This is a genomic window from Micromonospora chalcea (assembly GCF_028768405.1).
Taxonomy (GTDB): Bacteria; Actinomycetota; Actinomycetes; order Mycobacteriales; family Micromonosporaceae; genus Micromonospora; species Micromonospora chalcea.
In genome coordinates this window covers 942,506-963,742 of record NZ_CP118233.1, presented here as the reverse complement: position 1 = coordinate 963,742, position 21,237 = coordinate 942,506, and the positions used below count along the sequence as shown (strand labels likewise).

Below are 21,237 nucleotides of genomic sequence, written 5' to 3'. Positions count from 1 at the left end.
ACCATGGGCGCCGGCCAGGGGCCCGTCACGACAGCGTGAGCCGCCGCAGCGCCCCGTCGTCGCCGACCCGGTAGAGGTCGAGCCGGTTGGCGCCGGCGGCGAAGAGCCGGTCGTCGGGGAGGAACGCCGCGAACCGCCGGCCACCGGCGTCCGGGGGCACCACCGGCGCCACCGCCCCGACCGTGCCGTTCACCGCGACGGCGAGCCGTGTCCCGTCGGGCACGTCGTCCGGGACCGTCCCCCAGACCAGCGCGGGCAGGCCGCCGCGCGCCGGGTCGACCGCGTCGAACGCGTCCCGGTTCGCCACCGTGGCGGACCCGCCCATCGGCACGTTCCCGACCCGGGTCCCGACGAGCGGATCAGCGGCCGGCGGCGGGAGCGGGGCGGGCACCCCGCCGGTGATCGTCACCGGCTGGCCGGGGCGGTCGTAGAAGCGTTTGTCGGCTCGCTCGCGCGGAGCCGCCTTGGCCGACCGGCCGTCCATCTGCCAGGGCACCCGCATGTGGGTCTCGTCGGCGATCGTGGGCAGCAGGTCCACGTGCTCCCAGTTGCGGTCGTCCACCCGGCCGGCGCGCTGGCCGGGTTCCTTGACGAACATCGGCACCCAGGCCACCTCGTTGGCGGCGTGCTCGATGGCGTCCATCCCCCGCCCCTGCCAGTCCCGCCGGAAGCTCACCCCGTGGTCGGCGGTGACCACCACCAGCGCCTTGTCGTAGAGGCCGGTGGCGCGCAGCGTCCGCAGCGTCTCGCCGATCAGCCGGTCGGTGTAGCCGAGCTGGGCCAGGTGCCGGGCGCGGGCCAGGTCGACCCAGCCGGTCCCGTCGTTGGGCAGGTCCTCCGGCGCGGCGTAGTGCGCCCCGGACGGCAGGTACGCCCACGGCGAGTGCGGCATCAGCAGGTGCAGGAAGTGCAGCGTGGGCCGGGGGTCGGGGCGCAGCCCGGCCAGGAACGAGGTGAACCGGGCCGGCTGGTTGTCGTCGAGGGTGTCCCAGCGGAACTTGGGGTCGTCCGGCACCGGCTCGGCGGCGTCCAGCCCGGCCTCGGCGGCGGTCCGCTCGCGGTAGGAGTCCTCCGGGTCGACGCGGCTGTCCACCGGCGCGGCGATCCGGCCCATCAGCTTGCCGCTCTCCCGGACCAGCACCCCGAGCCCCTGTTCCGGCGTGGTGGCCTGCTCGCAGCGGCTCGGCGGACAGAGCCGGGTGATGCTCTCCTCGGCCTTGATCCGGTAGAGGCCCCCGAGCGCGGTGAACAGGTTGTCCGGGTACTGCGAGTAGTGCGGCGCCGCGCCCTGCTCCGGGTAGCGCCCGGTGAGCATCGCCGGCAGCGCGTAGGGCGTCCAGCCGCTGACGCCGGTCGCGTTGGGGTACCACGTCGACCCGGCCGCGAGCGCGGCGAAGTTCGGGTAGCGCTCGGCGTCGATGCGTCCGTCCGGGCCGAGCAGGGAGACCAGCGGCAGCTCGTCCAGCACGATCATGACCACCGGCGGGTGCGCGCCCGCGCCGGCGATCCCGGCTGCGCCGCCCTCGCCGCGCGGCAGCACCACCGCCGAGGCGGGCGAGGCGAACAGGAACAACCCGACGAACACCAGCGGCCCGGCGGCGGCCACCCGCAGCACCCGCCGGGGCGCCCGCCACCGCCGGTGCGCGGCCGCCCCGGCGGCTCCGGCCACACCGGCGACGACGAGCAGGGGTACGCCCCGAAGCGGCGTGACGTGCCGGCCGGCCTGGACGGCCAGCGCGGCGAGCAGCAGGCCGACGAAGGTGGTGTGCACGGCGGCCCGGATAAGGCGTCCGGCGGGCACTGCCAGCGCGCCGAGCAGCGCGAACGGTACCGTCGGCGCGAGCGCGATCAGGGCGACCAGGAGCAGCACGTCGCCCCGGGACGCGCGGTGGAACAGGAAGAAGTCGGGGCTGCGGCCGAGCACGTCGAGCAGCGGCTGGGTCACCACCAGCCCGACCAACGCGGTCACCTCCGCCAGCCGCGCAAGCTCGGACCGCCACCACTGCGGGCGTTCCCGCCGGTCCGGGCCGGCCGTGTGGTCCCGGGGTGGCGCGAGGGTGCGCTCAGCCACCCACCACCACCTGGTAGAGCGTCCGGGTGCCGGACGGCAGCTCGGTGCGGGCGACCACCCGGCCCCGGCGGGCCAGCAGTGCCTCGAAGGCGTCGCGCCGGTAGTCCGGGAACAGGCCGTCGGGCTTGTTGGCGAGCAGGCGGCGGGCCATCGGATCGTCCGGGTGGACGAACTCCACCACCAGGCTGCCGCCGGTGGCGGTGAGCGCGGTGAGCTGGTCCAGCACCTCGGGCAGCGGCACGTTGCGCCCGATCGCCAGGTGGTGCACGACGGCCAGGGCGAGCACCACGTCGGCGCGGGCCCGGTCGGCGAACGCGGCCCGCTCGACGCCGCGCCAGCCGCCGCCGGGCGACGGGTCGGCCAGGTCCATCACCAGCGGCAGGATCCGCGTCTCGCCCTCGTCGCGCAGCGCGCGGTAGAGCGTGTCGACCACCGCCGGGTCCTGCTCGACCGCGACGACGTGCGCGGCGTGCCGGGCGGCGATGCGGGCGTACCGGCCGTCGTTGGCGCCCAGGTCCAGCGCCGAGCCGCCGCCGGTGGCGGCCACCGCGCGGTCGACGAACTCCTCCTTGGCCTGCCGGTCCGGCACCGAGTACGCGCAGGTGCGCTGGTAGTCCGCCCAGTGGCTGTCGCCCGGCCGGTGGTCGAGGCGGTGGACCAGTTTCGTCAGCCCGCGTACCGTGGCCAGCGCCAGTTCGCGGGAGAAGCCGGCGGCGCGCAACTGGGCGCGGACGTCGGTGGTGCTCGCGGCGGAGTTGCGGGCCTGCATCGCGCCGTGCAGGTGCACGTGGGTGGGCACGCCGGCCCGCCAGCGCCGGGCGCCGCCGAACAGCCGGCGCATCTGGTCCGGCTCGACGCCGTCGACGCGGGCCCGCAGGAACGGCTGGAAGTCCAGCCCGAGGTGGGCCTGGATCAGCAGCGGGTAGAGCAGCGTCTGGCAGAACTGCCGGTAGCCGGCCCAGGGCTCGCCGTCGCGCAGCGCCTCGAACGAGCCGACGTCGATGAAGACGGGTCGCGCGCCGCGCCACTGCACGTTGTACGCCGAGCCGTCCTTGGTGGTGAAGCCGGCTTCCAGGGCGGCGCGCAGCACGTCGAGGTGCAGCAACGCGGCGTCGCGCAGCATCGCGTACGACCACTCGTAGGGGTGCGAGACGAACGGGATCCGCTCGTGCCGCAGCACCGCAGCCCACCGCGTGTCGACGGGGGTCGGGGTCAACTCCTCGGTGGCGACGATCTGCCCCCGCTCGGCCGCGCGGCGGAAGAAGTCGGTGACGGACAGCGCACGCCAGTCCCGGGCGGAGCGCTCGTCGAGCCCGCGCAGCACCTCCTCGCCCCGGTGGAACACCCGGTTGCCGGGGTCGCGGAAGGAGCCGGGCTCGACGCGGACGCCGGTGTCGGGGACCGTCACGCCGTGGGGCCCTGGTCGCTGGGCTGGCGGCGGAACCGGGACACCAGGCGGCGCCAGTAGAGCTTGGCGGCCACGGCCACTCCGGCCACGCCGCCGACCACCGCCTGCACGATGAGACTGCCCGATCCCGCGTCCAGGTAGGCCAGGTGGGTCACGGCTGCTTCCTTCCGTCGCCGGTCGTCAGTGCGCGCCCGGAATGCGAGCTTTCATGCTTCGCGCCGGACTTGTCCCCCACCGTAACGCCTCGGGCGTCGCACGCGGGGCCACACCGGCCACTCGTCCCCCGTCCGATCCGTTCAAGACGGGCCGGACCGGTCGCGCCTACCGTGACGCCATGACACCGCAGTTCGATCTGGTCGGGGCCGTGGTCACCGACATGGCCCGCACACTCGACTTCTACCGGCGGCTGGGGCTGCCGATCCCGGCCGGCGCCGAGACGGAAGGGCACGTGGAGGTCACCCTGCCGAACGGCGTACGGCTGGCCTGGGACACGGTCGAGGTGATCCGCAGCTTCCACCCCGACTTCGACCCGTCCGGCGGCAACAACCGGATGAGCCTGGCCTTCCGGTGCGCCGACCCGGCCGAGGTGGACCGCTGGTACGCCGAGCTGACCGCCGCCGGCCACCACGGGGAGCTGCCCCCGTGGGACGCGTTCTGGGGCCAGCGGTACGCGGTCCTGCACGACCCGGACGGCAACGGCGTGGACCTGTTCGCCCCGCTGCCGGCGGGCGACTGAAAGGCGGCCGGTCAGGCGGTGGCCGGGGCGAGCAGCCGCGACGGGGGCACCCCGGCCAGCTCCCGCACCTCGCGGGTCAGGTGGGCCTGATCGGCGTACCCGCTGCGCGCGGCCACCTCGGCGAGCGGCGCGCCGGCGCGGGCCAGGTCCAGCGCCCGGCGCATCCGCAGGATGCGGGCGAGCGTCTTCGGGCCGTACCCGAACAGGGTCAGGCTGCGGCGGTGCAGGGCCCGCGCGCCGAGGCCGACCTCGGCGGCGGTCGCGGCGACGGTGGCCCCGGCGGCCAGGCGGGCGGCGACACGCGCGCCGACCGGGTCGGGGCCGCCGGCCGCACGCAGCCGGTCGCGGGCGACCCGGGTGAGCACCCCGGCGGCGCTACCGGCGCCCGGCGCGGCCAGCGCCGCCTCGACCCGCTCGGTCACCTCGGCGGCGGCGCGGCCCCACAGGTCGGCCAGCGGGACGCGGCGGTCGCGCAGTTCCTCGGCGGGCACGCCGAACACGGCCGGGCCGGTGCCCGGCGGCAGGCGCAGCCCGATCCACCGGTCCCCCGGCGCGGACCGCGACAGGTGCGCGGTGCGGTCCGGACCGGCCACCAGCAGCCCGGACCGGCTGGACCAGAGCAGGTCCAGGCACCCGTCCGGCAGCACCCGCGTCTCACCCCCGCCGGACACGCTGCCCCACAGCACCGCGCCCGGAACCCCCGCCGCCCCCCACTCCCGGTACACGCCCCCAACCCTGCCACCCGCCCCGTCGATCATGAAGTTGACGGTGCCGGCGCCCGGCGTGTCGCGCCGCCAACCTCATGATCGACGGGGTGTTCGGGGTGGGTCAGGGGCGGTGGTGCATGGCCAGGCGGAGCAGGAGGAAGCGCAGGGCTGTCGCGGCCAGGTTGGCCGCTACCAGCACCACCAGCTCCAGGCTGCGGCTCGGGCGTGTGGCGGCGTGCAGCAGGGCCAGTGAGCCGCTGGTCAGGGCCAGGCCCAGCGCGAACGCCAGCAGGCCCTGGAGGTGGTGGCGGCCGGCGTGCCGCCGGCCGCTGACCCCGAACGTGAGCCGCCGGTTGGCCGCCGTGTTCGCCACCGCCGTGAGCAGCAACGCCAGCAGGTTCGCCGGCTGCGCCCCGAGCGGTCCGCGGGCCAGCAGGAACAACAGCAGGTACGCGAGCGTGCTCGCCACGCCCACCGCGGCGAACCGGACCAGCTGGCGCGGCAGGCCGGCCGGCACACGCGCCGGCGGGGCCGGCAACGGTCCCCGGCCGAGCTGGGCGCGCAGCTGCGCCAGCGGCAGCGCCCCGGTGGCCAGCGCCCGGCCCAGCCGGCCGATGCCCCGCAGGTCGGCCAGCGCGGTGGCGACGATGTCGACGCGGCTGTCCGGGTCGTCCACCCAGTCCACCGGCACCTCGTGGATGCGCAGCCCGGCCCGCTGCGCCAGGACCAGCAGCTCGGTGTCGAAGAACCAGCCGGTGTCGCGTACCAGCGGCAGCAGCCCGGCCGCCACGTCGGCGCGGATCGCCTTGAACCCGCACTGGGCGTCGGAGAACCGCGCCGCGAGCGTGCCGCGCAACAGCAGGTTGTAGCCGCGCGAGATCACCTCCCGCTTCGCGCCCCGGACCACCCGGCTGGTCCGCGCCAGCCGGGTGCCGATGGCCAGATCCGAGTGCCCGGAGATGAGCGGCGCCACCAGCGGCAGCAACGCGGCCAGGTCGGTGGACAGGTCCACGTCCATGTACGCGAGCACCGGCGCGGGCGAGGCCGACCACGCGGCGCGCAGCGCCCGCCCACGGCCCTTCTCGTCCAGGCGCAGCACCCCCACCTCGGGCAGCTCGTCGGCGAGCGCCCGGGCAACCTCCGGGGTGCCGTCCACACTGGCGTTGTCGGCCACCGTGATCCGGAACGGGTACGGAAAGTGCGCGGTCAGGTGCGCGTGCAGCCGCCGGACGCAGGGACCGAGGTCGGTCTCCTCGTTGTAGACCGGGACCACCACGTCCAGCACCGCGCTGCCGGCGGCGGGCCGGGCCCGCACGGCGGCCCGGGGCGCGTACGTGTCAGTCATCGCTCAGCCCTGCTTTCCGCTGCTCAGGTCGTACACGGTCACGCCGTCGACGGTGGTCGCGGTGAAGTTCTCGGCGACCCAGGCGGCGATCTCGGCCGAGGCGTTGCTGCCGCCGTTGGCCCGGAACCCGCCGCCGCCGAGGAAGTAGTGGATCCGCCCGTCGGCGACGTACCGCTGGAACTGGGCGAGCGTCGGCGACGGGTCGCTGCCGTTGAAGCCGCCGATCGGCATGACCGGCCGCCCGGTGGCCAGCTGGTAGCCGGAGGCGTTGTTCGAGCCGACCGTGGCGGCGACCCAGGTGTAGTCGTCGGCGTCGGCGGTGAGCAGCGCGGTCATCTCGGCGCTCGGCTCGCGGGCGTCGAGCAGCCCGCCCATGCCGCCGCCGCGCTGCCCCCGGCCGTCCGGTCCCGTGCCACCCTCCGGACCGGCGCCGCCGTCCTGACCGGTGCCGCCGTCCTGACCGGTGCCGCCGGGCGCGCCCGGAGCCGAACCACCGCCCCGGAAGCCGGGGAATCCGCCGGCGTTCGCCCCGCCGTCCGGGCCGGTGCCGTCCGGACCCGTGCCGCTGGAGCCGGTGCCGTTCGGGAAGCCCGGGAAGCCCGGGAACTGCCCGTTCCCGCCGCCTGGGCGACCGGGGAACTGCCCGTCCCCGCCGTCCGGCATCCGCCCGCCCGGGCCACCCGGGCCGCCGAAGCCCCCCGCTCCGGCCGGTCCGGCGCTCGGAATGGCGCCGCTGTGCGGGGTGGCAGCGGTCTGCATCGCGTACGCGGCCGGCCCGGCCAGCGCCACCGCGATCCCGGCGACGGACACCACCGGCACCAGCCACCGCACGACCCGCCCGGCAAACCCGCCCCGGTGCCCCGCCGCCACCCCAATGCCGGAGTTGACCAAGGAGTTTGCGTCAGCCTGAACGCCGTTCCCGGACACAAACTCCTTGATCAACGGGGTGGACGGGGAGGCGGGAGAGGGCGGGGAGGCGAGAGGGGGCGGGACGGGCCGGCGGGGGCCGGTGGTGAGGAACGCCTGTGCGGCCAGGAGGACGGCTGCGGTCAGGCCCACTGCGAGCACCGTGGGGCGCAGCCAGGGGTACCAGTCGGGGGTGCGGCCGAGCAGGTGCCAGGACCACCAGGCGGTGACCGCCAGCGTGGCGGCCAGGACAAGCGTGGCGGCGAACCCACGCCACCGGGCCGCTGCGGCCGGGCCAGGTGCAGCCGAAGCTGCGCCGGCACGGGCCCGCCACAGCGCTGTGACGCCGATGCCGACCAGCGCGCCGACCGCCGGGGCCAGGGCGACCGTGTAGTAGGCGTGGAAGATCCCGGACATGAAGCTGAAGATCAGTCCGGTGACCAGCAGCCAGCCGCCCCAGAGCAGCAGACCGGCCCGGGTCCGGTCGGTACGCGGTGCCCGCCCGGCCAGCCACAGCCCGGCGACCAGCAGGATCAGCGCGGCCGGCAGCAGCCAGGAGATCTGCCCGCCGACCTCGGTGTCGAACATCCGCAGCAGCCCGGTCTGACCGGAGAACGGTCCACCGCCGCCGGGCCGTCCGCCGCCACCGCCGACGCTGCCCACCTCGTCGCCGGTGATCCGGCCCAGGCCGTTGTAGCCGAGCGTCAGCTCCAGGATGCTGTTGTTCTGCGAGCCGCCGACGTACGGGCGGGCGCTCGCCGGCACCAGTTCGACGATCGCCACCCACCAGCCGGCGGAGACGACCACGGCGAGCCCGGCCAGCAGGAGCTGGCGGATCCGCCGTCCGAGGCCGGTCGGCGCGGCCAGCAGGTAGACCACGGCGAAGACCGGGATCACCAGGAACGCCTGGAGCATCTTGGTGAGGAAGCCGAACCCGACGAGCACGCCGGTCAGCACGATCCACCGGGTGCTCGCCGTCTCGACCGCGCGCACCGTCGCGTACGCGGCGGCGACCAGCAGGAACACCAGCAGCGCGTCCGGGTTGTTGAACCGGAACATCAGCGTCGCCACCGGGGTGAGCGCGAGCACCGTCCCGGCGAGCAGTCCGGCGGCCGGGCCGTACCAGCGGCGGACCGTCGCGTACAGCACGCCGACCGAGGCGACGCCGAGCAGCGCCTGCGGCACCAGGATCGACCAGCTGCTCAAGCCGAAGATCCGCACCGAGAGCGCCATCAGCCAGAGCGAGGCCGGGGTCTTGTCCACCGTGATCGAGTTGGCCGCGTCGGACGAGCCGTAGAAGAACGCGGTCCAGTTCTGCGACCCGGCCTGCACGGCGGCCGAGTAGAAGGCGTTGGCCCAGCCGGAGGCGCCCAGACCCCACAGGTAGAGCAGCGCGGTGGCGGCCAGCAGGCCGAGCAGCGCCGGGCGGGCCCAGCGGTCGGCGCGGGTCTCCTCCGGTACGGGCGCGGGGGCCGGCTCGGCGCCGGGTGGACCGGCCGTGGGCGGGGTCGGCAGGCTCTCGGTTCTGTCCATGCCGGCAAGCCTCGGAGCGTCCGCTGGCCCGCTGCCGTGAGTGACCTATGCGTCTGCTGTGGATCCGGGCAGCCAGACCGTGAACGCGGTGTGGCCGGGCCGGCTGACCACGTCGACCCGGCCGTGGTGGGCCTCCACCACGGCGGCGACGATGGCCAGGCCGAGGCCGGTGCTGCCCTGCGCGCGGGAGCGGGAGCTGTCGCCGCGGGCGAAGCGCTCGAAGACCTCCGGCTGCAACTGTTCCGGGATGCCCGGTCCGTCGTCGGTGACGCGCAGCTCGACGCCGCCGTCGGCGGGCGCGAGCCGGACCGTGACGGTGGTGCCGGCCGGGGTGTGCACCCGCGCGTTGGCGAGCAGGTTCGCCAGCACCTGGTGCAGCCGGTGGGCGTCGCCGGTGACGGTGAGCGGCTCGTCGGGCAGGTCGAGCTGCCAGCGGTGGTCGGGGCCGGCGACGTGGGCGTCGCTCACCGCGTTCACCGCCGTGGCGGTCAGGTCGACCGGTTCGGCGGCGAGCGGGCGGCCGGAGTCCAGCCGGGCCAGCAGCAGCAGGTCGTCGACGAGGCTCGTCATCCGGGTGCTCTCCGACTCGACGCGGCGTAGCGCGTGCGCCACGTCGGGCGGGACCTCCTGTCGGCCCCGGCGGGCCACCTCGGCGTACCCCCGGATGGCCGCGAGGGGGGTGCGCAGCTCGTGGCTGGCATCGGCGACGAACTGGCGTACCCGGGTCTCGCTGGCCTGCCGGGCGGAGAGCGCGGCGGCGACGTGGCCGAGCATCCGGTTGAGCGCGCCGCCGACCTGCCCGACCTCGGTGCGGGGGTCGGTGTCGGCGGCCGGGACCCGCACCGACAGGGCGACCTCACCGCGATCGAGCGGCAGTTCGGTGACCCGGGCGGCGGTGGCGGCGACCCGGTTGAGCGGGCGCAGCGTGACCCGCACGATGAGCAGACCGAGGGCGCCGGCGATGACCAGGCCCGCGCCGATCACCCCGGCCTGCGCGACGATCATCCACATGACGGTGTCGTCCACCTGGGCCAGCGGGATCGCGAGGACCAGCACGTCGCCGTCGCCGCGCGGCGAGGGCAGCGCGACCGCGCGGTAGTCCCCCCGGTCCCCGACGACGACGGTGCGCGGGCGGTCGCCGACGGGTACGCGGGCCAGCGCGGTCAGGTCGGCGGCGGGCACCTCCTCGCTGCCGCCGCTCTCGGACCGGACCCGGCCGACGGGTTCGGCGGCCCCGGGCACCCGGACCGCGATGGAGCCTGGCGGGAAGCCGCCCGGGGGGTCCGGCGCGACCTCGTCGGAGTTCGGCGGGGTGGGCCGCTGGTCCGGGCGCGGCGGGTCGATGCCGCGCCGGGCCCAGCGTTCGAAGTCGGCGGGCCGCCGGTCGCCGAAGGTGAGCTGGTTGTCGATCTGGTTGATCAGGAAGTGCCGCAGCGCGACTGTGGTCAGGCCGCCGATGCCGAGGCTGACCAGCGCGAGCAGCGCCACCACGGAGAGCACGAGCCGGCGGCGCAGCGACCAGCCGGCCAGGCGGCGGCGCAGCCGGCCGCGGGCGTCACTCGGCGGGCTTGAGGACATAACCCGCCCCGCGCAGCGTGTGGATCATGGGCGCGCGGCCCGCGTCGATCTTCTTGCGCAGGTACGAGATGTACAGCTCGACCACGTTGGCCTGGCCGCCGAAGTCGTAGTTCCAGACCCGGTCGAGGATCTGCGCCTTGCTGAGCACGCGGCGCGGGTTGCGCATCAGGTAGCGCAGCAGCTCGAACTCGGTGGCGGTGAGCGTGATCAGGTCGTCGCCGCGGCGTACCTCGTGGCTGTCCTCGTCGAGGGTGAGGTCGCCGACGGTGAGCACCGCCTCCTGGCGGGCGGCGACCGCGAAGCCGGAGCGGCGCAGCAGCGCACGCAGCCGGGCGATGACCTCCTCCAGGCTGAACGGTTTGGTGACGTAGTCGTCGCCGCCGACGGTGAGCCCGGCGACGCGCTCCTCCACGGCGTCGCGGGCGGTCAGGAACAGCACCGGCACGCTCGGCGACTCCTCGCGCAGGCGACGCAGCACCTGGAAGCCGTCCAGGTCGGGCAGCATCACGTCGAGCACCACGGCGTCCGGGCGGAACTGGCGGGCGGTGCTGATCGCCGCCATCCCGTTGCCGGCGGTCGCGACCTGCCAGCCCTCGTACCGCAGGGCCATGGCGAGCAGATCGGTGAGCGTCGGCTCGTCGTCGACCACGAGCACCCGCACCGGCTCGCCGTCCGGTCGGTGCAGCTCGATGCGGCCCTGCGCGGCCTGCCCGTTCATGACCATGCCCCCATCGTGGGCGGACCCGCTGTCGCCGGGCTGTCCCGATCCTGTGTACCAGCTGTGCGCGCCGGCCGACTTCGAATCCGGGCAGGTCCGGCCGGGTCTTCCACACCCGGGCTACCCGGTGGTAACTTCCCGGCATGTCCATCGACGGTCGTTTTTCCGGCCGGTTGGCCGGCAAGGTGGTGCTGGTGACCGGCGCGGCCCGGGGCATCGGCGAGCACACCGCCCGCCTCGCCGCCGCACGCGGCGCGCGGTTGTCACTGGTCGGGCTGGAACCCGACCGGCTCGCCGCGCTCGCCGCCGAGCTGGGTCCCGGGCACGCCTGGTTCGCCGCCGACGTCACCGACCAGCAGGCGCTGGCCGAGGCGGTCGACGGTACCGTGGCGGCGCTGGGCGGGATCGACGCGGTGGTCGCGAACGCCGGGGTGGCCAACCGCGGCACGATCGCCGTCGGCGACGTCGAGGCGCTGGTGCGTACGGTCGAGGTCAACCTGATCGGGGTGATGCGCACCGCCGCCGCGACCGTGCCGGCGCTCGTCGACCGGGGCGGCTACCTGCTGATCGTGTCCTCGGCCGCGGCGTTCGCCGCGCTGCCCGGCATGGCCGCCTACTGCGCCTCCAAGGCCGGCGTCGAGCAGTTCGGCAACGCGATCCGCCTGGAGCTGGCGCACCGGGGCGTGGCGGTGGGCACCGCCCATCCGTCGTGGGTGGACACCGACCTGGTCCGCGAGGCGCGCGCCGACCTGCCGGCCTTCGAAACGGCGCTGGCGAAGCTGCCGTGGCCGCTGCGGCGTACCACGACGGTGGCCGAGTGCGCCGAGGCGTTCGTCCGGGCGATCGAGCGGCGCAGCCGCCGGGTGTACGTGCCACGCGCCGTGGCCGGCGTGCAGGCCGTACGGTCGGTGCTGGTCAGCCCGCTGGCCGACCGGCTGGTGGGCCGCACCGCCCGGGCCACCGTGCCGCTGATCGAGGAACAGGCCCGCGCGTTGGGGCGGGGCTTCGGCCCCAGCACGCCGCAGGGACGGCCGTGACCGCGCCGGTGGAGGTCGTCTACGAGCGGCGCGGCGCCGGGCCCACGCTGGTGCTGCTGCACGGCATCGGTCACCACGGCGGCGCCTGGCGGCCGGTGCTGGACCGGCTCGCGCAGGCGCACGACGTGATAGCCGTCGACCTGCCGGGCTTCGGCCGCTCCCCGGTGCCCGCCACCGGGCTGCCCGCCGACATGCCCGGCCTGACCGCGGCCATGGTCGAGCTGTTCGCCGCGTTCGGGCTGGATCGCCCGCACGTCGCGGGCAACAGCCTCGGCGGGGCGATCGCGCTGGAACTCGCCGCGCTCGGCGCGGTCTCCTCGGCCACCGCGCTGTCCCCGGCCGGCTTCTGCACCGCCCGCGAGCTGCGCTGGGCGCTGACCGTGCTCGCCCTGCACCGCAACGCGGCCCGGCTGCCCGAGCCGGTGCTGCGCCGCCTGTTCGCCGCGCCCGCGCTGCGGATGCTGGCGATGGGCATGATCCTGGCCCGGCCCAACCGGATGCCCCTCGACGACGCGGTCGCCGACGCCCGCGCGCTGCGCCAGGCGCGGGCGTTCCGCGCCGTCGCGCGCGCCGGCCGGGGGTACGCCTACGCGGGCGCGCCGACGGTGCCGGTCACCGTGGCATGGGGCACCCGGGACCGGATCCTGCCCTACCGGCAGGCGGCGCTGGCGCGTACCCGGCTGCCCGCCGCGCGGCACCTGGACCTGCCCGGCTGCGGCCACGTGCCGATGCACGACGATCCGGAGCTGGTCGCCTCGGTCATCCTCGGCACCACCGGCGTCCGGGCGGGCTGAGCCTCACTCGGTCGCGCCGAACGGGAACGTGTGCACGTACCGCATGGTCCAGCCGCCCGCCGCGGCGTGCTCGTCGCGTTCGTAGAGGTGGTCGGCCACCCCCTCGGCCGGCTCCTCGGGATGCCGCAGCACCCACCGGGGCGGTGGCCCGCCGTCCGGCCCCGCGGGCAGGTCCCGGGTCAGCTCGTCGGCCGGACCGCCGACGAACCGTACGCGCACCGAAGCCACCGCTGCCCTCCCTGTGTCGACCCCTCGCCGCGAAGCTACCCCGCCGGAATGGAAACCCCCGCCGGTTTGCACAGCTCCGGGGCCGGGTAGCGGGACCGGAGGGCACACCGGACGAGGCGAGGAGTGGGCGATGCGGACGCTGGGCGGGCGGTACGAGCTCGAACAGCGGGCCGGCCTGGGTGGCATGTCGGAGGTCTGGCGGGCGCACGACCGTGTGCTGGACCGGACCGTCGCGGTGAAGCTGATCTCGCCCCGGCTCGACGGCGAGGCCGGCTCGGTGGAGCGGATCCGGGCCGAGGCGCGCTCGGCGGCTCGCCTGGTGCATCCGAACGTCGCGAGCGTGCACGACTTCGGCACCGCCACGCTGCCCGACGGCCGGCCGGCGCCGTACATCGTGATGGAGCTGGCCGAGGGCGAGACGCTCGCCGCGCACCTGCGCGCGGGGCCGCTGGACTGGCGGATCGCGGCGCGGGTCTGCGCCGAGGTGTGCGCCGCGCTCGCGGCCGCGCACGCGCACGGCATCGTGCACCGGGACGTGAAGCCCGCGAACGTGATCCTCACCCCGTGCGGGGTGAAGGTGCTCGACTTCGGTATCGCCACACCGGCCGGCGCGCCGGACCACACTCCGGACGGCGTGGTGGTGGGCACCCCCGCCTATCTGGCGCCGGAGCAGCTCGACCGGCAGCCCGCCACCCCGGCCGCCGACATGTACGCCCTCGGCGTGCTGCTCTACTACTGCCTCACCGGTCACCTGCCGTACGAGGCGGACAGCACCACCCGGCTGCTCGGGCCGGGGGGACGCCGGCCCGAGCCCCGGCCGCTGCCCGACGTTCCCGGGCTGCCGCCCGAGGTGGCCGACCTGTGCCGCAGCTGCCTCGACGCCGACCCGGCGGCCCGGCCGACCAGCCCGATGGCCGCGCTGCTGCTGGCCGAGGCGGTGGACGCCCGGGTGTACGTGCCGATGAGCGCGGTGCTGCCCCGCCAGCGCGCGGAGCAGGTCTCGCCGTGGACCAGCCGGGCGGCCGCCGAGGCCACCGAGGCGATGGCCGTCGACGCCGCGCCGAGCGGCCGGGTCGGCTGAGCGCTCCTACTGCCCGCCCGGGCGCGGTTTCGCTGCTCGGGGTCCGGGAACGCGGTCCGGTGAGTGACGGGAGGAACGCGATGCCGGATCCGAGTTCCTGGCTGGCCGAGACGGCCACGGCGACCGCGGCGGGCGGTCACGTACGCACCGACGACGGCGGTCTCTCCTCCGCCCTGGCGTCCCCGCTGGCGCCGCACTGCACCGGTCTGACGCCGGAGCAGCTCCTGGCCGCGGCGTTCGCCTCCTGCCTGCACCACGCGGCTGTGGAGGCGGCCGGGGAGATCACCGACGAGGCGCACACCGTGCAGGTGACCGCAGAGGCGAAACTGGGCCGCGACGACGACGGCCGTTACCGGGCCGACGTGCACGCCGAGATCTCCTCGGCGGGACTGACCCGGGATCAGCTGGCCGACCTGGTCGCGTACGCCGACCGGCTCTGGCCGTTCTCCAGCGGCGACCCGAGCCGGCACCGGCTCACGGTGACCCCGGCGGAGAACGGCCGGCACTGAGCGCTCACCAGCGGAAGCCGGCGGTCACCGCGCGGTGGTCGCTGTCCGGGGTGTGCAGCACCCCGGCAGTGGTGGGGGTGAGTCCCCGGTAGAGGACGTGGTCCGGTCGGGTCACCGGTAGCTCCGCCGGCCAGGTGAAGCCGAATCCCTGCCCGGCCTCGGCCTGAGCGTCGCGCAGCAGCCGGGTCAGCGGGTCGAAGACCCGGTCGGTGGTGGCGGTGTTCAGGTCGCCGAGCACCACCAGCCGCTCCGCCGGGTCGACGCGTACGGCGTCGGCCAGCGCGGCGACGGTCTGGTCCCGGGTGGCGGTGTGCCCGGCGCGCGCGGAGCCGAGGTGGACGACGTACACGGTCAGGTCGCCCCGGGGGGCGGCCACCACGGCGCGCAGCGCGCGGTCCCAGCCCAGCCCGGTGTCGATGCCGTGCGCCTCCCGGATCGGCCACCGACTCCACAGCGCGACCGTCGACACCACCGCGCGGTGCGGGTACCGGCCGGCGAGGACCGGCGCCACCCGGTCACCGTCGGCGACCTCCTGGAGCCCGATCAGGTCCGGTCCGTCGCCGGCGAGCGCGCCCACCGTGGCGGCCGGGTCGGGGTTGCCGACACGCAGGTTCTGGCTGGCCACCCGCACCGAGGCGCCCGCCGCGCCGGCCGCCGGGGGCAGCCACGCGCGCCCGTACAGGCCGGCCCAGACCAGCGCCGGCAGCAGCACCGCCAGCAGCGCCGGGCGGGAGCGGCGCAGCAGCGCCACGAGCGCGAGCACCGGTACGCCGAGGCCGAGCAGCGGAACGGCGCTGTCCAGCAGGCTGCCCAGCCCGTGCACGTTCGGCACCGCCCGATGGCCGGCGAGCAGCGCCGCGAGCAGCCCGGCGCAGGCGATGACGACGAGTCCGCGCCGCCTCCGGCGGCCGGACGGCTCTCCGGGGCCACGCTCGTCGGCCTTCTGCTCGGTCACCGTCGGAATCGTAACGAGCGCCCGGGTCACCGTGCCGGGGCCTCGCCATGATCCACAGCGGTCGCCGCCATCCGGGGCGGTCGATGCTTCCGGTCGGCGGACCGCCGCGCCGGGCGGGCCGCTCGACCAGCCTGCCCTCCTCCGAACGGCGGAGGGCGGCGCGCGGCCCGGGTTGCTCGTGCTCGCGTCCGCTTTCCCGGCCTTAAACCGACATGAGGCATGTTCCGGGTACGCGAGGTTGCGCTTGTTTGGTGATCGGCCGAGTGAATTGTCGGCCGCGAATCCGGCAGATTGTGGCGCATGCCACCAATCACCCCGATGGCAACGGTCCGGATGCTCTCTAGCCTCGGCGGGTGCCTCCCGACCACCCCTCCCACCAGCCGCTGCCCGCCAACCGCCCGGTTCGCCGAACGATTGACCCGGCATCAGCCGAACGGAGAGTGGGGCGTCACCGCGCCCCGGAGCCGCCCCGGCGCGGCCCGGCCCGCTCGGTACCGGGCCGGATCGCGGTGGCCACCGGCGTCACCTGCTGCCTCGGCCTGATCGGCGTAGCAGGCGTCGGCGAAACCGGCCCCGCGCGGCTGGACGTACGCGAGGCGGTCGCCGACCGGACCGCCGCCGAGCAGCGGGCCTCCCGCGACTTCACCCGCCTCGCGCCACCTGTCGCCGCGGCGCCGGTCCTGCCCGCCCCGGCCGCCACGCCGAGCCCGGCCGCGTCGACGAAGAAGCCGCCGCGCAAGCCCGCCCGCCCGAAGAACCCGCGGCCGGTCGCCGGGCTGGACCAGCGGCAGATGAACAACGCGAAGATCATCGTGGACGTGGGGCGGGACATGGGCATGCCCCGCCGGGCGCTCGTCGTGGCGGTGGCCACCGCGATGCAGGAGAGCAACCTCTACAACCTGGCCAGCGACGTGCTCCCGGAGTCCTTCGACCACCCGCACCAGGGCAGCGGCTCCGACCACGACTCGGTCGGGCTGTTCCAGCAGCGCCCCAGCAGCGGCTGGGGCACCGTCGCCCAGCTCATGCGACCCTCGTACGCGGCCCGCGCCTTCTACACCGCCCTGCGCGAGGTGCCCGGCTGGGCGGACATGAGCGTCACCGCCGCCGCCCAGGCGGTGCAGGTGTCCGCGTACCCGGACGCGTACGCCCGGCACGAGGACCGGGCCGCGACGATCGTGGCGGCGCTGACCTGACCCGGACCGGTCAGGCGGCGCCGGGCCGCACGCCCGCGGCGGCGGTCGGGGTGTCCACCGGCACCCGCTCGCCGCGCGCGCCGGCCAGGATCTCGTCCACCCGGGACTCGCGGCGACGCCGTGCCAGCAGGGCCGCCTCGAACTCGCGGCGGGCCCGCAGAGCGTCGGCGTACGCCTCCTCCCGCAACCGGCGGGCCTCCTCGCGGGCGGCCTCCAGCTCGGCGCGGGCGGTGGCCAGCAGCTCGGCGGCCTCCCGCTCGGCCGGCGACGGGCGGGCCGCCTCCGGGCCCTCGACCGGCGCGGTCCGCCGGTGCAGGAAGTCGCACAGGTGCAGGGCGTCGGACCGGATCTGATCCCACTCCCGGCCGGCCCCGGCGGCGCCCTCCGCCCGCGCCGCCAGCCGCCCCAGCCGCAGGCTCAGCTCGTCGAGGCAGGAATCCACCTGACGCCTGTCGTATCCGGTCTCCACCACCGAGAACCTCATGCGTCGCCCCCCAGGCAGCCGGTGTTCGTCCCCACTGCCGATCCTGCGGGCCGGTCGCTCACGGGCGGGGCCGTTCCCACAAAATGTTCAGGATGCGGAGGCCCGGACTTCCCGCACCTACTGGTGCTTCGGGAGCACGACCACCCGGCCGAAGAACTCGTCGATGCGGCGTACCACGTCGTTGAAGTCGTCCAGGTCGATCGGCTTGGTCACGTACGCGTTGGCCTGCAACGTGTAGCTGCTGACCACGTCGGTGTCGGCGTTGGAGGTGGTCAGCACCACGATCGGGATGGTCCGCAGGCTCTCGTCGCCCTTGACCTCGCCGAGCACCTGCCGCCCGTCCATCCGGGGCATGTTCAGGTCCAGCAGGATCACGTCCGGACGCTGCGCCTCGGCGTGCCGGCCCTCGCGCCGGAGGAACTCCATCGCCTCCTGACCGTCGGCGACCACGTCGATGACCTTGTCGACGTCGGAGTCGGCGAGCGCCTCCTCGATCATCAGGACGTCACCCGGATCGTCGTCCACCACCAGGATGCGAACCGGGCTCGGGGTGCTCTGACCCATCGTCTTACCTGCTTGTCTCGAGGAGGGCGGCCGGCCGCACGGCCGGTTGCTGGCGGGGAAATGTACCGGATCAGGAGGCGGCCGGCGCGGCCGGGTCGACGGTGTCACGGGCGTACCGGAGCACCTCGGCCAGCCCGGTCACCTGCAGCACCCGGGCCACCCGGCCGGTCGCCCCGGTCAGGCGCAGCCAGCCGCCGTCGGCGGCGACGAGATTGTCCCCGCGCACGAAGGCGGCGATGCCGGTGGAGTCGCAGAAGGTCAGCTCGGCGAGGTCGAGCAGCAGCTCGCGCTGCCCCTCGGCGATCAGCCGGTCGATCGCCGAGTTCAGCTCGGGGGCCGTGCCCAGGTCGAGCTCACCGGCGAGCCGGAGGCAGACGCCGCCCCCGTCCCGCTGGGCGTACGTGACGGTGAACGTCACCCTGGCCCCCCTCGCTCCCCACCGCAGGCGAACGCTTGCAGTAGTGCAAGTATATGGGACGGCCCATCCGGGTGCCGTCAGCGGCCCGCCGCAGACAGGCCGCCGACCAGAGCCCGGGACCGGTCGAGGAAACCGGCCGCGCGCGGGAAGTCGCGCAACTGCTGTCCATAGTGCTCCAGCGTCAGGCCGACCGCCCCCGCCGGCACCCCGCGGCTGACCAGGATCTCCACCAGCCACTCGACGAACGCGGTGAACAGCGTCCCGTCGTCCACATAGAGCGCGGCGGCCAGGAAGTCCACGATGTAACCGAGGTCGCTGATCGTGGAGTCGAGCTGCGCCGGGGTGTAGCCGGACACCGACGGCACCCGCTCCCGCAGGTCGGCCAGGGCGCTGTCGATCAACTCGCCGCGCCGCTTGACCAGGCTGGCGTACTCGTCGTCGGCCAGGTGGTCCAGCCGGGCCGGCGGCGCCGCACGCAGCGCCCGCTCGTCGGCCACCAGGTCGGCCGCGGCCGGCGCGTCCGGCGCCCACGGCACACCCAGCACACGCGCCCAGCGGCCGTCCTCGCCGAAGCCCCGGCCACCCACCACCACCGGCACGTCGGAGCGGCGGCACGCCTCCACCATCCGGTGGGCGTGCGGCAGCCGCATCGGCAGCGCGCAGGCCAGCGCCACCGCCTCCGCGTCGTAACGGTGCAGGTAGGAGACCAGGTGGGCGGCGGGCACGCTGGCGCCGAGGAAGACGACCTGCCAGCCGCGCAACCGCAGCACCTCGGCCACCAGCCGGGCCGGCAGCGCGTGCCACTCGCCGTCCATGCAGGCCATCACGATCCGTCCCCGCGTCGGCCGGGGATCGGCGTACGCGGCCACCGCCGCCACCACCCGCTCGCTGATGTGCGTGGCGGCGTGCTCCTCGGCGACGCTCCACTCGTTGCGCGCCCACCGTTCGCCCACCTCGGCCTGCGCCGGCGCGACCAGGTCGAGCAGCACCCGCTCGGCGGGCACGCCCGTCTCCAGCAGCCCCACGGCCACCGCCACGGCGGCGGACTCGTCCGCGTCGGCCAGGCACTCCAGGTAGCGGGCGAAGGCGTGACCCGCATCGACCCCGACAGTCGGCACTGTCACGCGGACCACTCCCTCGTCAGCTCGGCCGCGGCCGGTTCCGGCACCGCGTGCAGGTGCCGGGGCGCCCGCCCGGCCGGGCCGGTCGCCCGCAGCGCCAGCACCGCTATGTCGTCGTGGTCGCCGTGCGCGAGCCAGTCACAGGTCACCTGCTCGACCCGTTCGGCCAGCGCGGGCGCCGGCATCCGGTTACAGCCGGCCACGGCGTTGAGCAGCCGCTCGGCGCCGAACTGCTCGTCGCCGCGCCGGCCGCCCCGCGCCTCGGTCACGCCGTCGCTGTAGAAGAGGCAGGTCTCCCCCGGCGCCAGGCGCACGGTGACCTCGCCGATGCGGGGATCGGGCACCACGCCGATCAGCATGCCGCGCAACGGCACCACCTCGACGTCACCGGACTCCCGCAGCACCAGCGGGGGCAGGTGCCCGCCACCGGCCAGCGTCAGGGTCTGGCCGCCGTCGCGGTGCGGACGCGCCACGCCGAGGACCATGGTGGCGAACCGGCCCTGCCCGTGTGCCTGGGTGGTCTCCAGCAGCGCGTCGTTGAGCAGCTTCAGCAGCCGCCCGGGCTGGCTCTCGACCCGGTGCAGCGCCTGCAGGCACTGGCGCAGCTGGCCGGTGAAGACGGCCGCCTCCACGCCCTTGCCCGACACGTCACCGAGGAAGAAGACCGACCCGCCGTCGGTGAGCTGGTGCGAACCGTAGAAGTCGCCGCCGATGCGCAGGCCGGCCTGCGCGGGCCGGTACGCGGTGCCCCACTGCACGCCGGTCGCGGGAGCCGGCTCGACCGGCAGCAGGCTGGCCTGCAGCGTGTCGGCGACCTCGGCCTGGTCGCGGTAGAGCAGAGCGGTGGTAAGCGCCGCGCCGGCCCGTGCCGCGAACGCGCGGATCAGGTCCACATCGGCCTCGTCGTACCAGCGGTCGGCGCGGCGGGCCACCAGCAGCGCGCCGGCCGGCGCATCCCGGCCGGGCAGCGGCACCACCCGGGCGACGGCGCCGGAGGTGTCCAGACCGGGCAGCCAACCCGCCTCGGCGGCCTGCTCGACCAGCCAGTCCAGCTCGTGCGGCTCGGCGCCGGACAGGCCGGCCTCGATGGCCACGGGCAGCGCCGGGGCGGGCAGCACGCCGCTGTCCACCACGGGCGCCTGGTCGTCCGCGCGTACTGCCCGCCACCACCGGGACCGGCCGGAGCGGGGGGCGAGCACCAGGACCGCCACGTCGGCCGCCGTCGGCACGGCGAGGCGGACCACGGCCGCGGCCGCCCGGTCGGGGTGCAGCGGATTGCCGAGCTTCTCGCCGACCACCGCGAGGAACGCCGAGCGGGCCCGCTCGGCCAGCAGCGCGTCGGCCCGGCTGACGCTCTCGGTGACGTCCTCGACGTACCAGCAGCGCCGGTGACCGGACAGCGCGACCGGCCGTACGCGCAGCCGTCGCCCGTGGTGGGTGAACTCCGCCGGGCCGTCGCCGCGCAGCGCGTCCACGCCCGCCGCGGCGAGCAGCTCGCCGGCGGTCACCTCGGGGACCAGGCGCTCCGCGACGGGGCTCACGTGCCGCACGACACCGTCGGCGTCGCAGACGACAAGGCCCTCCCGGAAGTGCTCGACGACCTCGGACCAGTCCGGGACGGCGGGGCCGCGGTCGGCTGCCAGCGGCGGCAGGGCAGGCGTCGCCGCAGCGGCGGCGGACCACGCCGGGACCCGTGCGGCACTCGGCGTGGAGATCCGTCCGTCGCCCGGGTCGGCACCCCTGACGTCGGCAGCAGTCACCAGCTGAGCCCCACTCTCCTCGTCGGCACCCCCGGGGCGCCGCACGGCGCCTGTGGCCACATCTCTTCGCCCCACACTACGCCGGTATGCC

The 21,237-nt window shown here is 75.6% G+C and carries 21 protein-coding genes; 6 read left to right on the top strand and 15 right to left on the bottom strand.

Translation table 11 applies throughout. From position 1 onward, the window contains the following. Positions 1 to 25 precede the first annotated feature (25 nt). From PVK74_RS04480 to PVK74_RS04470, 3 genes are read right to left on the bottom strand one after another with little or no spacing between them, the layout of a single operon-like run. Positions 26 to 2,071, bottom strand: a complete 2,046-nt coding sequence (locus PVK74_RS04480; protein ID WP_274478264.1) for a sulfatase-like hydrolase/transferase — start codon at positions 2,069 to 2,071, stop codon at positions 26 to 28. Beyond that, positions 2,064 to 3,479: a methyltransferase domain-containing protein gene (locus PVK74_RS04475; RefSeq protein WP_274478263.1), complete on the bottom strand. Its 1,416-nt coding sequence runs from the start codon at positions 3,477 to 3,479 to the stop codon at positions 2,064 to 2,066. Before PVK74_RS04475 ends, PVK74_RS04480 begins: the two co-directional genes overlap by 8 nt. Then, positions 3,476 to 3,634 carry a hypothetical protein gene (locus PVK74_RS04470; RefSeq protein ID WP_166456093.1) on the bottom strand — a complete coding sequence of 53 codons (159 nt, stop codon included), beginning with the start codon at positions 3,632 to 3,634 and terminating at the stop codon, positions 3,476 to 3,478. The genes PVK74_RS04475 and PVK74_RS04470 overlap by 4 nt, the downstream gene beginning before the upstream one ends. Before the next feature lie 179 nt (positions 3,635 to 3,813). Here PVK74_RS04470 and PVK74_RS04465 point away from each other — a divergent pair, with 179 nt between their 5' ends. After that, positions 3,814 to 4,215: a VOC family protein gene (locus PVK74_RS04465; RefSeq protein WP_043324537.1), complete on the top strand. Its 402-nt coding sequence runs from the start codon at positions 3,814 to 3,816 to the stop codon at positions 4,213 to 4,215. A gap of 11 nt (positions 4,216 to 4,226) precedes the next feature. Here the strand turns inward: PVK74_RS04465 and PVK74_RS04460 are convergent, their stop codons facing one another. The 5 genes from PVK74_RS04460 to PVK74_RS04440 all read right to left on the bottom strand — a co-directional run bounded on the left by PVK74_RS04460 (position 4,227) and on the right by PVK74_RS04440 (position 11,008). After that, positions 4,227 to 4,940: a helix-turn-helix domain-containing protein gene (locus PVK74_RS04460; protein ID WP_113973778.1), complete on the bottom strand. Its 714-nt coding sequence runs from the start codon at positions 4,938 to 4,940 to the stop codon at positions 4,227 to 4,229. Between the two features lie 103 nt (positions 4,941 to 5,043). Next, positions 5,044 to 6,267, bottom strand: a complete 1,224-nt coding sequence (locus tag PVK74_RS04455; RefSeq protein ID WP_064446156.1) for a dolichyl-phosphate beta-glucosyltransferase — start codon at positions 6,265 to 6,267, stop codon at positions 5,044 to 5,046. 3 nt (positions 6,268 to 6,270) lie between these two features. After that, positions 6,271 to 8,706, bottom strand: coding sequence for a glycosyltransferase family 39 protein (locus PVK74_RS04450; RefSeq protein ID WP_274478261.1), 2,436 nt, complete (start codon positions 8,704 to 8,706; stop codon positions 6,271 to 6,273). A 45-nt stretch (positions 8,707 to 8,751) separates the two neighbouring features. Continuing rightward, positions 8,752 to 10,284, bottom strand: a complete 1,533-nt coding sequence (locus tag PVK74_RS04445) for a sensor histidine kinase (protein ID WP_113973783.1) — start codon at positions 10,282 to 10,284, stop codon at positions 8,752 to 8,754. Further along, complete coding sequence (locus tag PVK74_RS04440) at positions 10,262 to 11,008, bottom strand: response regulator transcription factor (RefSeq protein ID WP_064446159.1); 747 nt, start codon at positions 11,006 to 11,008, stop codon at positions 10,262 to 10,264. Before PVK74_RS04440 ends, PVK74_RS04445 begins: the two co-directional genes overlap by 23 nt. A 137-nt stretch (positions 11,009 to 11,145) precedes the next feature. Between PVK74_RS04440 and PVK74_RS04435 the strand changes: the two genes are divergently transcribed. Together PVK74_RS04435 and PVK74_RS04430 are read left to right on the top strand one after the other, a co-directional pair. Continuing rightward, entirely contained in the window at positions 11,146 to 12,039 is an 894-nt protein-coding gene (locus PVK74_RS04435; RefSeq protein WP_187694378.1) for an SDR family oxidoreductase, read from the top strand. Then, complete coding sequence (locus PVK74_RS04430) at positions 12,036 to 12,833, top strand: alpha/beta fold hydrolase (RefSeq protein WP_274478260.1); 798 nt, start codon at positions 12,036 to 12,038, stop codon at positions 12,831 to 12,833. Before PVK74_RS04435 ends, PVK74_RS04430 begins: the two co-directional genes overlap by 4 nt. Before the next feature lie 3 nt (positions 12,834 to 12,836). Here PVK74_RS04430 and PVK74_RS04425 read toward each other — a convergent pair whose 3' ends face one another. Then, positions 12,837 to 13,061, bottom strand: coding sequence for a hypothetical protein (locus PVK74_RS04425; protein ID WP_043324550.1), 225 nt, complete (start codon positions 13,059 to 13,061; stop codon positions 12,837 to 12,839). A 130-nt stretch (positions 13,062 to 13,191) separates the two neighbouring features. Between PVK74_RS04425 and PVK74_RS04420 the strand changes: the two genes are divergently transcribed. Together PVK74_RS04420 and PVK74_RS04415 are read left to right on the top strand one after the other, a co-directional pair. Further along, positions 13,192 to 14,142, top strand: a complete 951-nt coding sequence (locus PVK74_RS04420; protein WP_064446162.1) for a serine/threonine-protein kinase — start codon at positions 13,192 to 13,194, stop codon at positions 14,140 to 14,142. 80 nt (positions 14,143 to 14,222) lie between these two features. Beyond that, on the top strand, positions 14,223 to 14,651 hold the full coding sequence (locus tag PVK74_RS04415) for an OsmC family protein (RefSeq protein ID WP_013285994.1): 429 nt from the start codon (positions 14,223 to 14,225) through the stop codon (positions 14,649 to 14,651). Between the two features lie 4 nt (positions 14,652 to 14,655). Here the strand turns inward: PVK74_RS04415 and PVK74_RS04410 are convergent, their stop codons facing one another. Continuing rightward, positions 14,656 to 15,606 carry an endonuclease/exonuclease/phosphatase family protein gene (locus PVK74_RS04410; RefSeq protein WP_113973789.1) on the bottom strand — a complete coding sequence of 317 codons (951 nt, stop codon included), beginning with the start codon at positions 15,604 to 15,606 and terminating at the stop codon, positions 14,656 to 14,658. Between the two features lie 353 nt (positions 15,607 to 15,959). Between PVK74_RS04410 and PVK74_RS04405 the strand changes: the two genes are divergently transcribed. Continuing rightward, on the top strand, positions 15,960 to 16,799 hold the full coding sequence (locus tag PVK74_RS04405; protein WP_386955907.1) for a hypothetical protein: 840 nt from the start codon (positions 15,960 to 15,962) through the stop codon (positions 16,797 to 16,799). A 10-nt stretch (positions 16,800 to 16,809) separates the two neighbouring features. Here PVK74_RS04405 and PVK74_RS04400 read toward each other — a convergent pair whose 3' ends face one another. The 5 genes from PVK74_RS04400 to PVK74_RS04380 all read right to left on the bottom strand — a co-directional run bounded on the left by PVK74_RS04400 (position 16,810) and on the right by PVK74_RS04380 (position 21,146). Then, entirely contained in the window at positions 16,810 to 17,283 is a 474-nt protein-coding gene (locus PVK74_RS04400) for a hypothetical protein (RefSeq protein ID WP_064446164.1), read from the bottom strand. Positions 17,284 to 17,400: 117 nt separating this feature from the next. Then, positions 17,401 to 17,847 (bottom strand): response regulator, encoded by a 447-nt coding sequence (locus tag PVK74_RS04395; protein WP_274478258.1) that lies wholly within the window; start codon positions 17,845 to 17,847, stop codon positions 17,401 to 17,403. Positions 17,848 to 17,917: 70 nt separating this feature from the next. Continuing rightward, positions 17,918 to 18,265: an STAS domain-containing protein gene (locus tag PVK74_RS04390; RefSeq protein WP_043324561.1), complete on the bottom strand. Its 348-nt coding sequence runs from the start codon at positions 18,263 to 18,265 to the stop codon at positions 17,918 to 17,920. Between the two features lie 77 nt (positions 18,266 to 18,342). After that, positions 18,343 to 19,389 carry a cobalamin B12-binding domain-containing protein gene (locus PVK74_RS04385; protein WP_274478257.1) on the bottom strand — a complete coding sequence of 349 codons (1,047 nt, stop codon included), beginning with the start codon at positions 19,387 to 19,389 and terminating at the stop codon, positions 18,343 to 18,345. Next, complete coding sequence (locus tag PVK74_RS04380) at positions 19,386 to 21,146, bottom strand: PP2C family protein-serine/threonine phosphatase (RefSeq protein WP_043324563.1); 1,761 nt, start codon at positions 21,144 to 21,146, stop codon at positions 19,386 to 19,388. Before PVK74_RS04380 ends, PVK74_RS04385 begins: the two co-directional genes overlap by 4 nt. Positions 21,147 to 21,237: the final 91 nt, after the last annotated feature.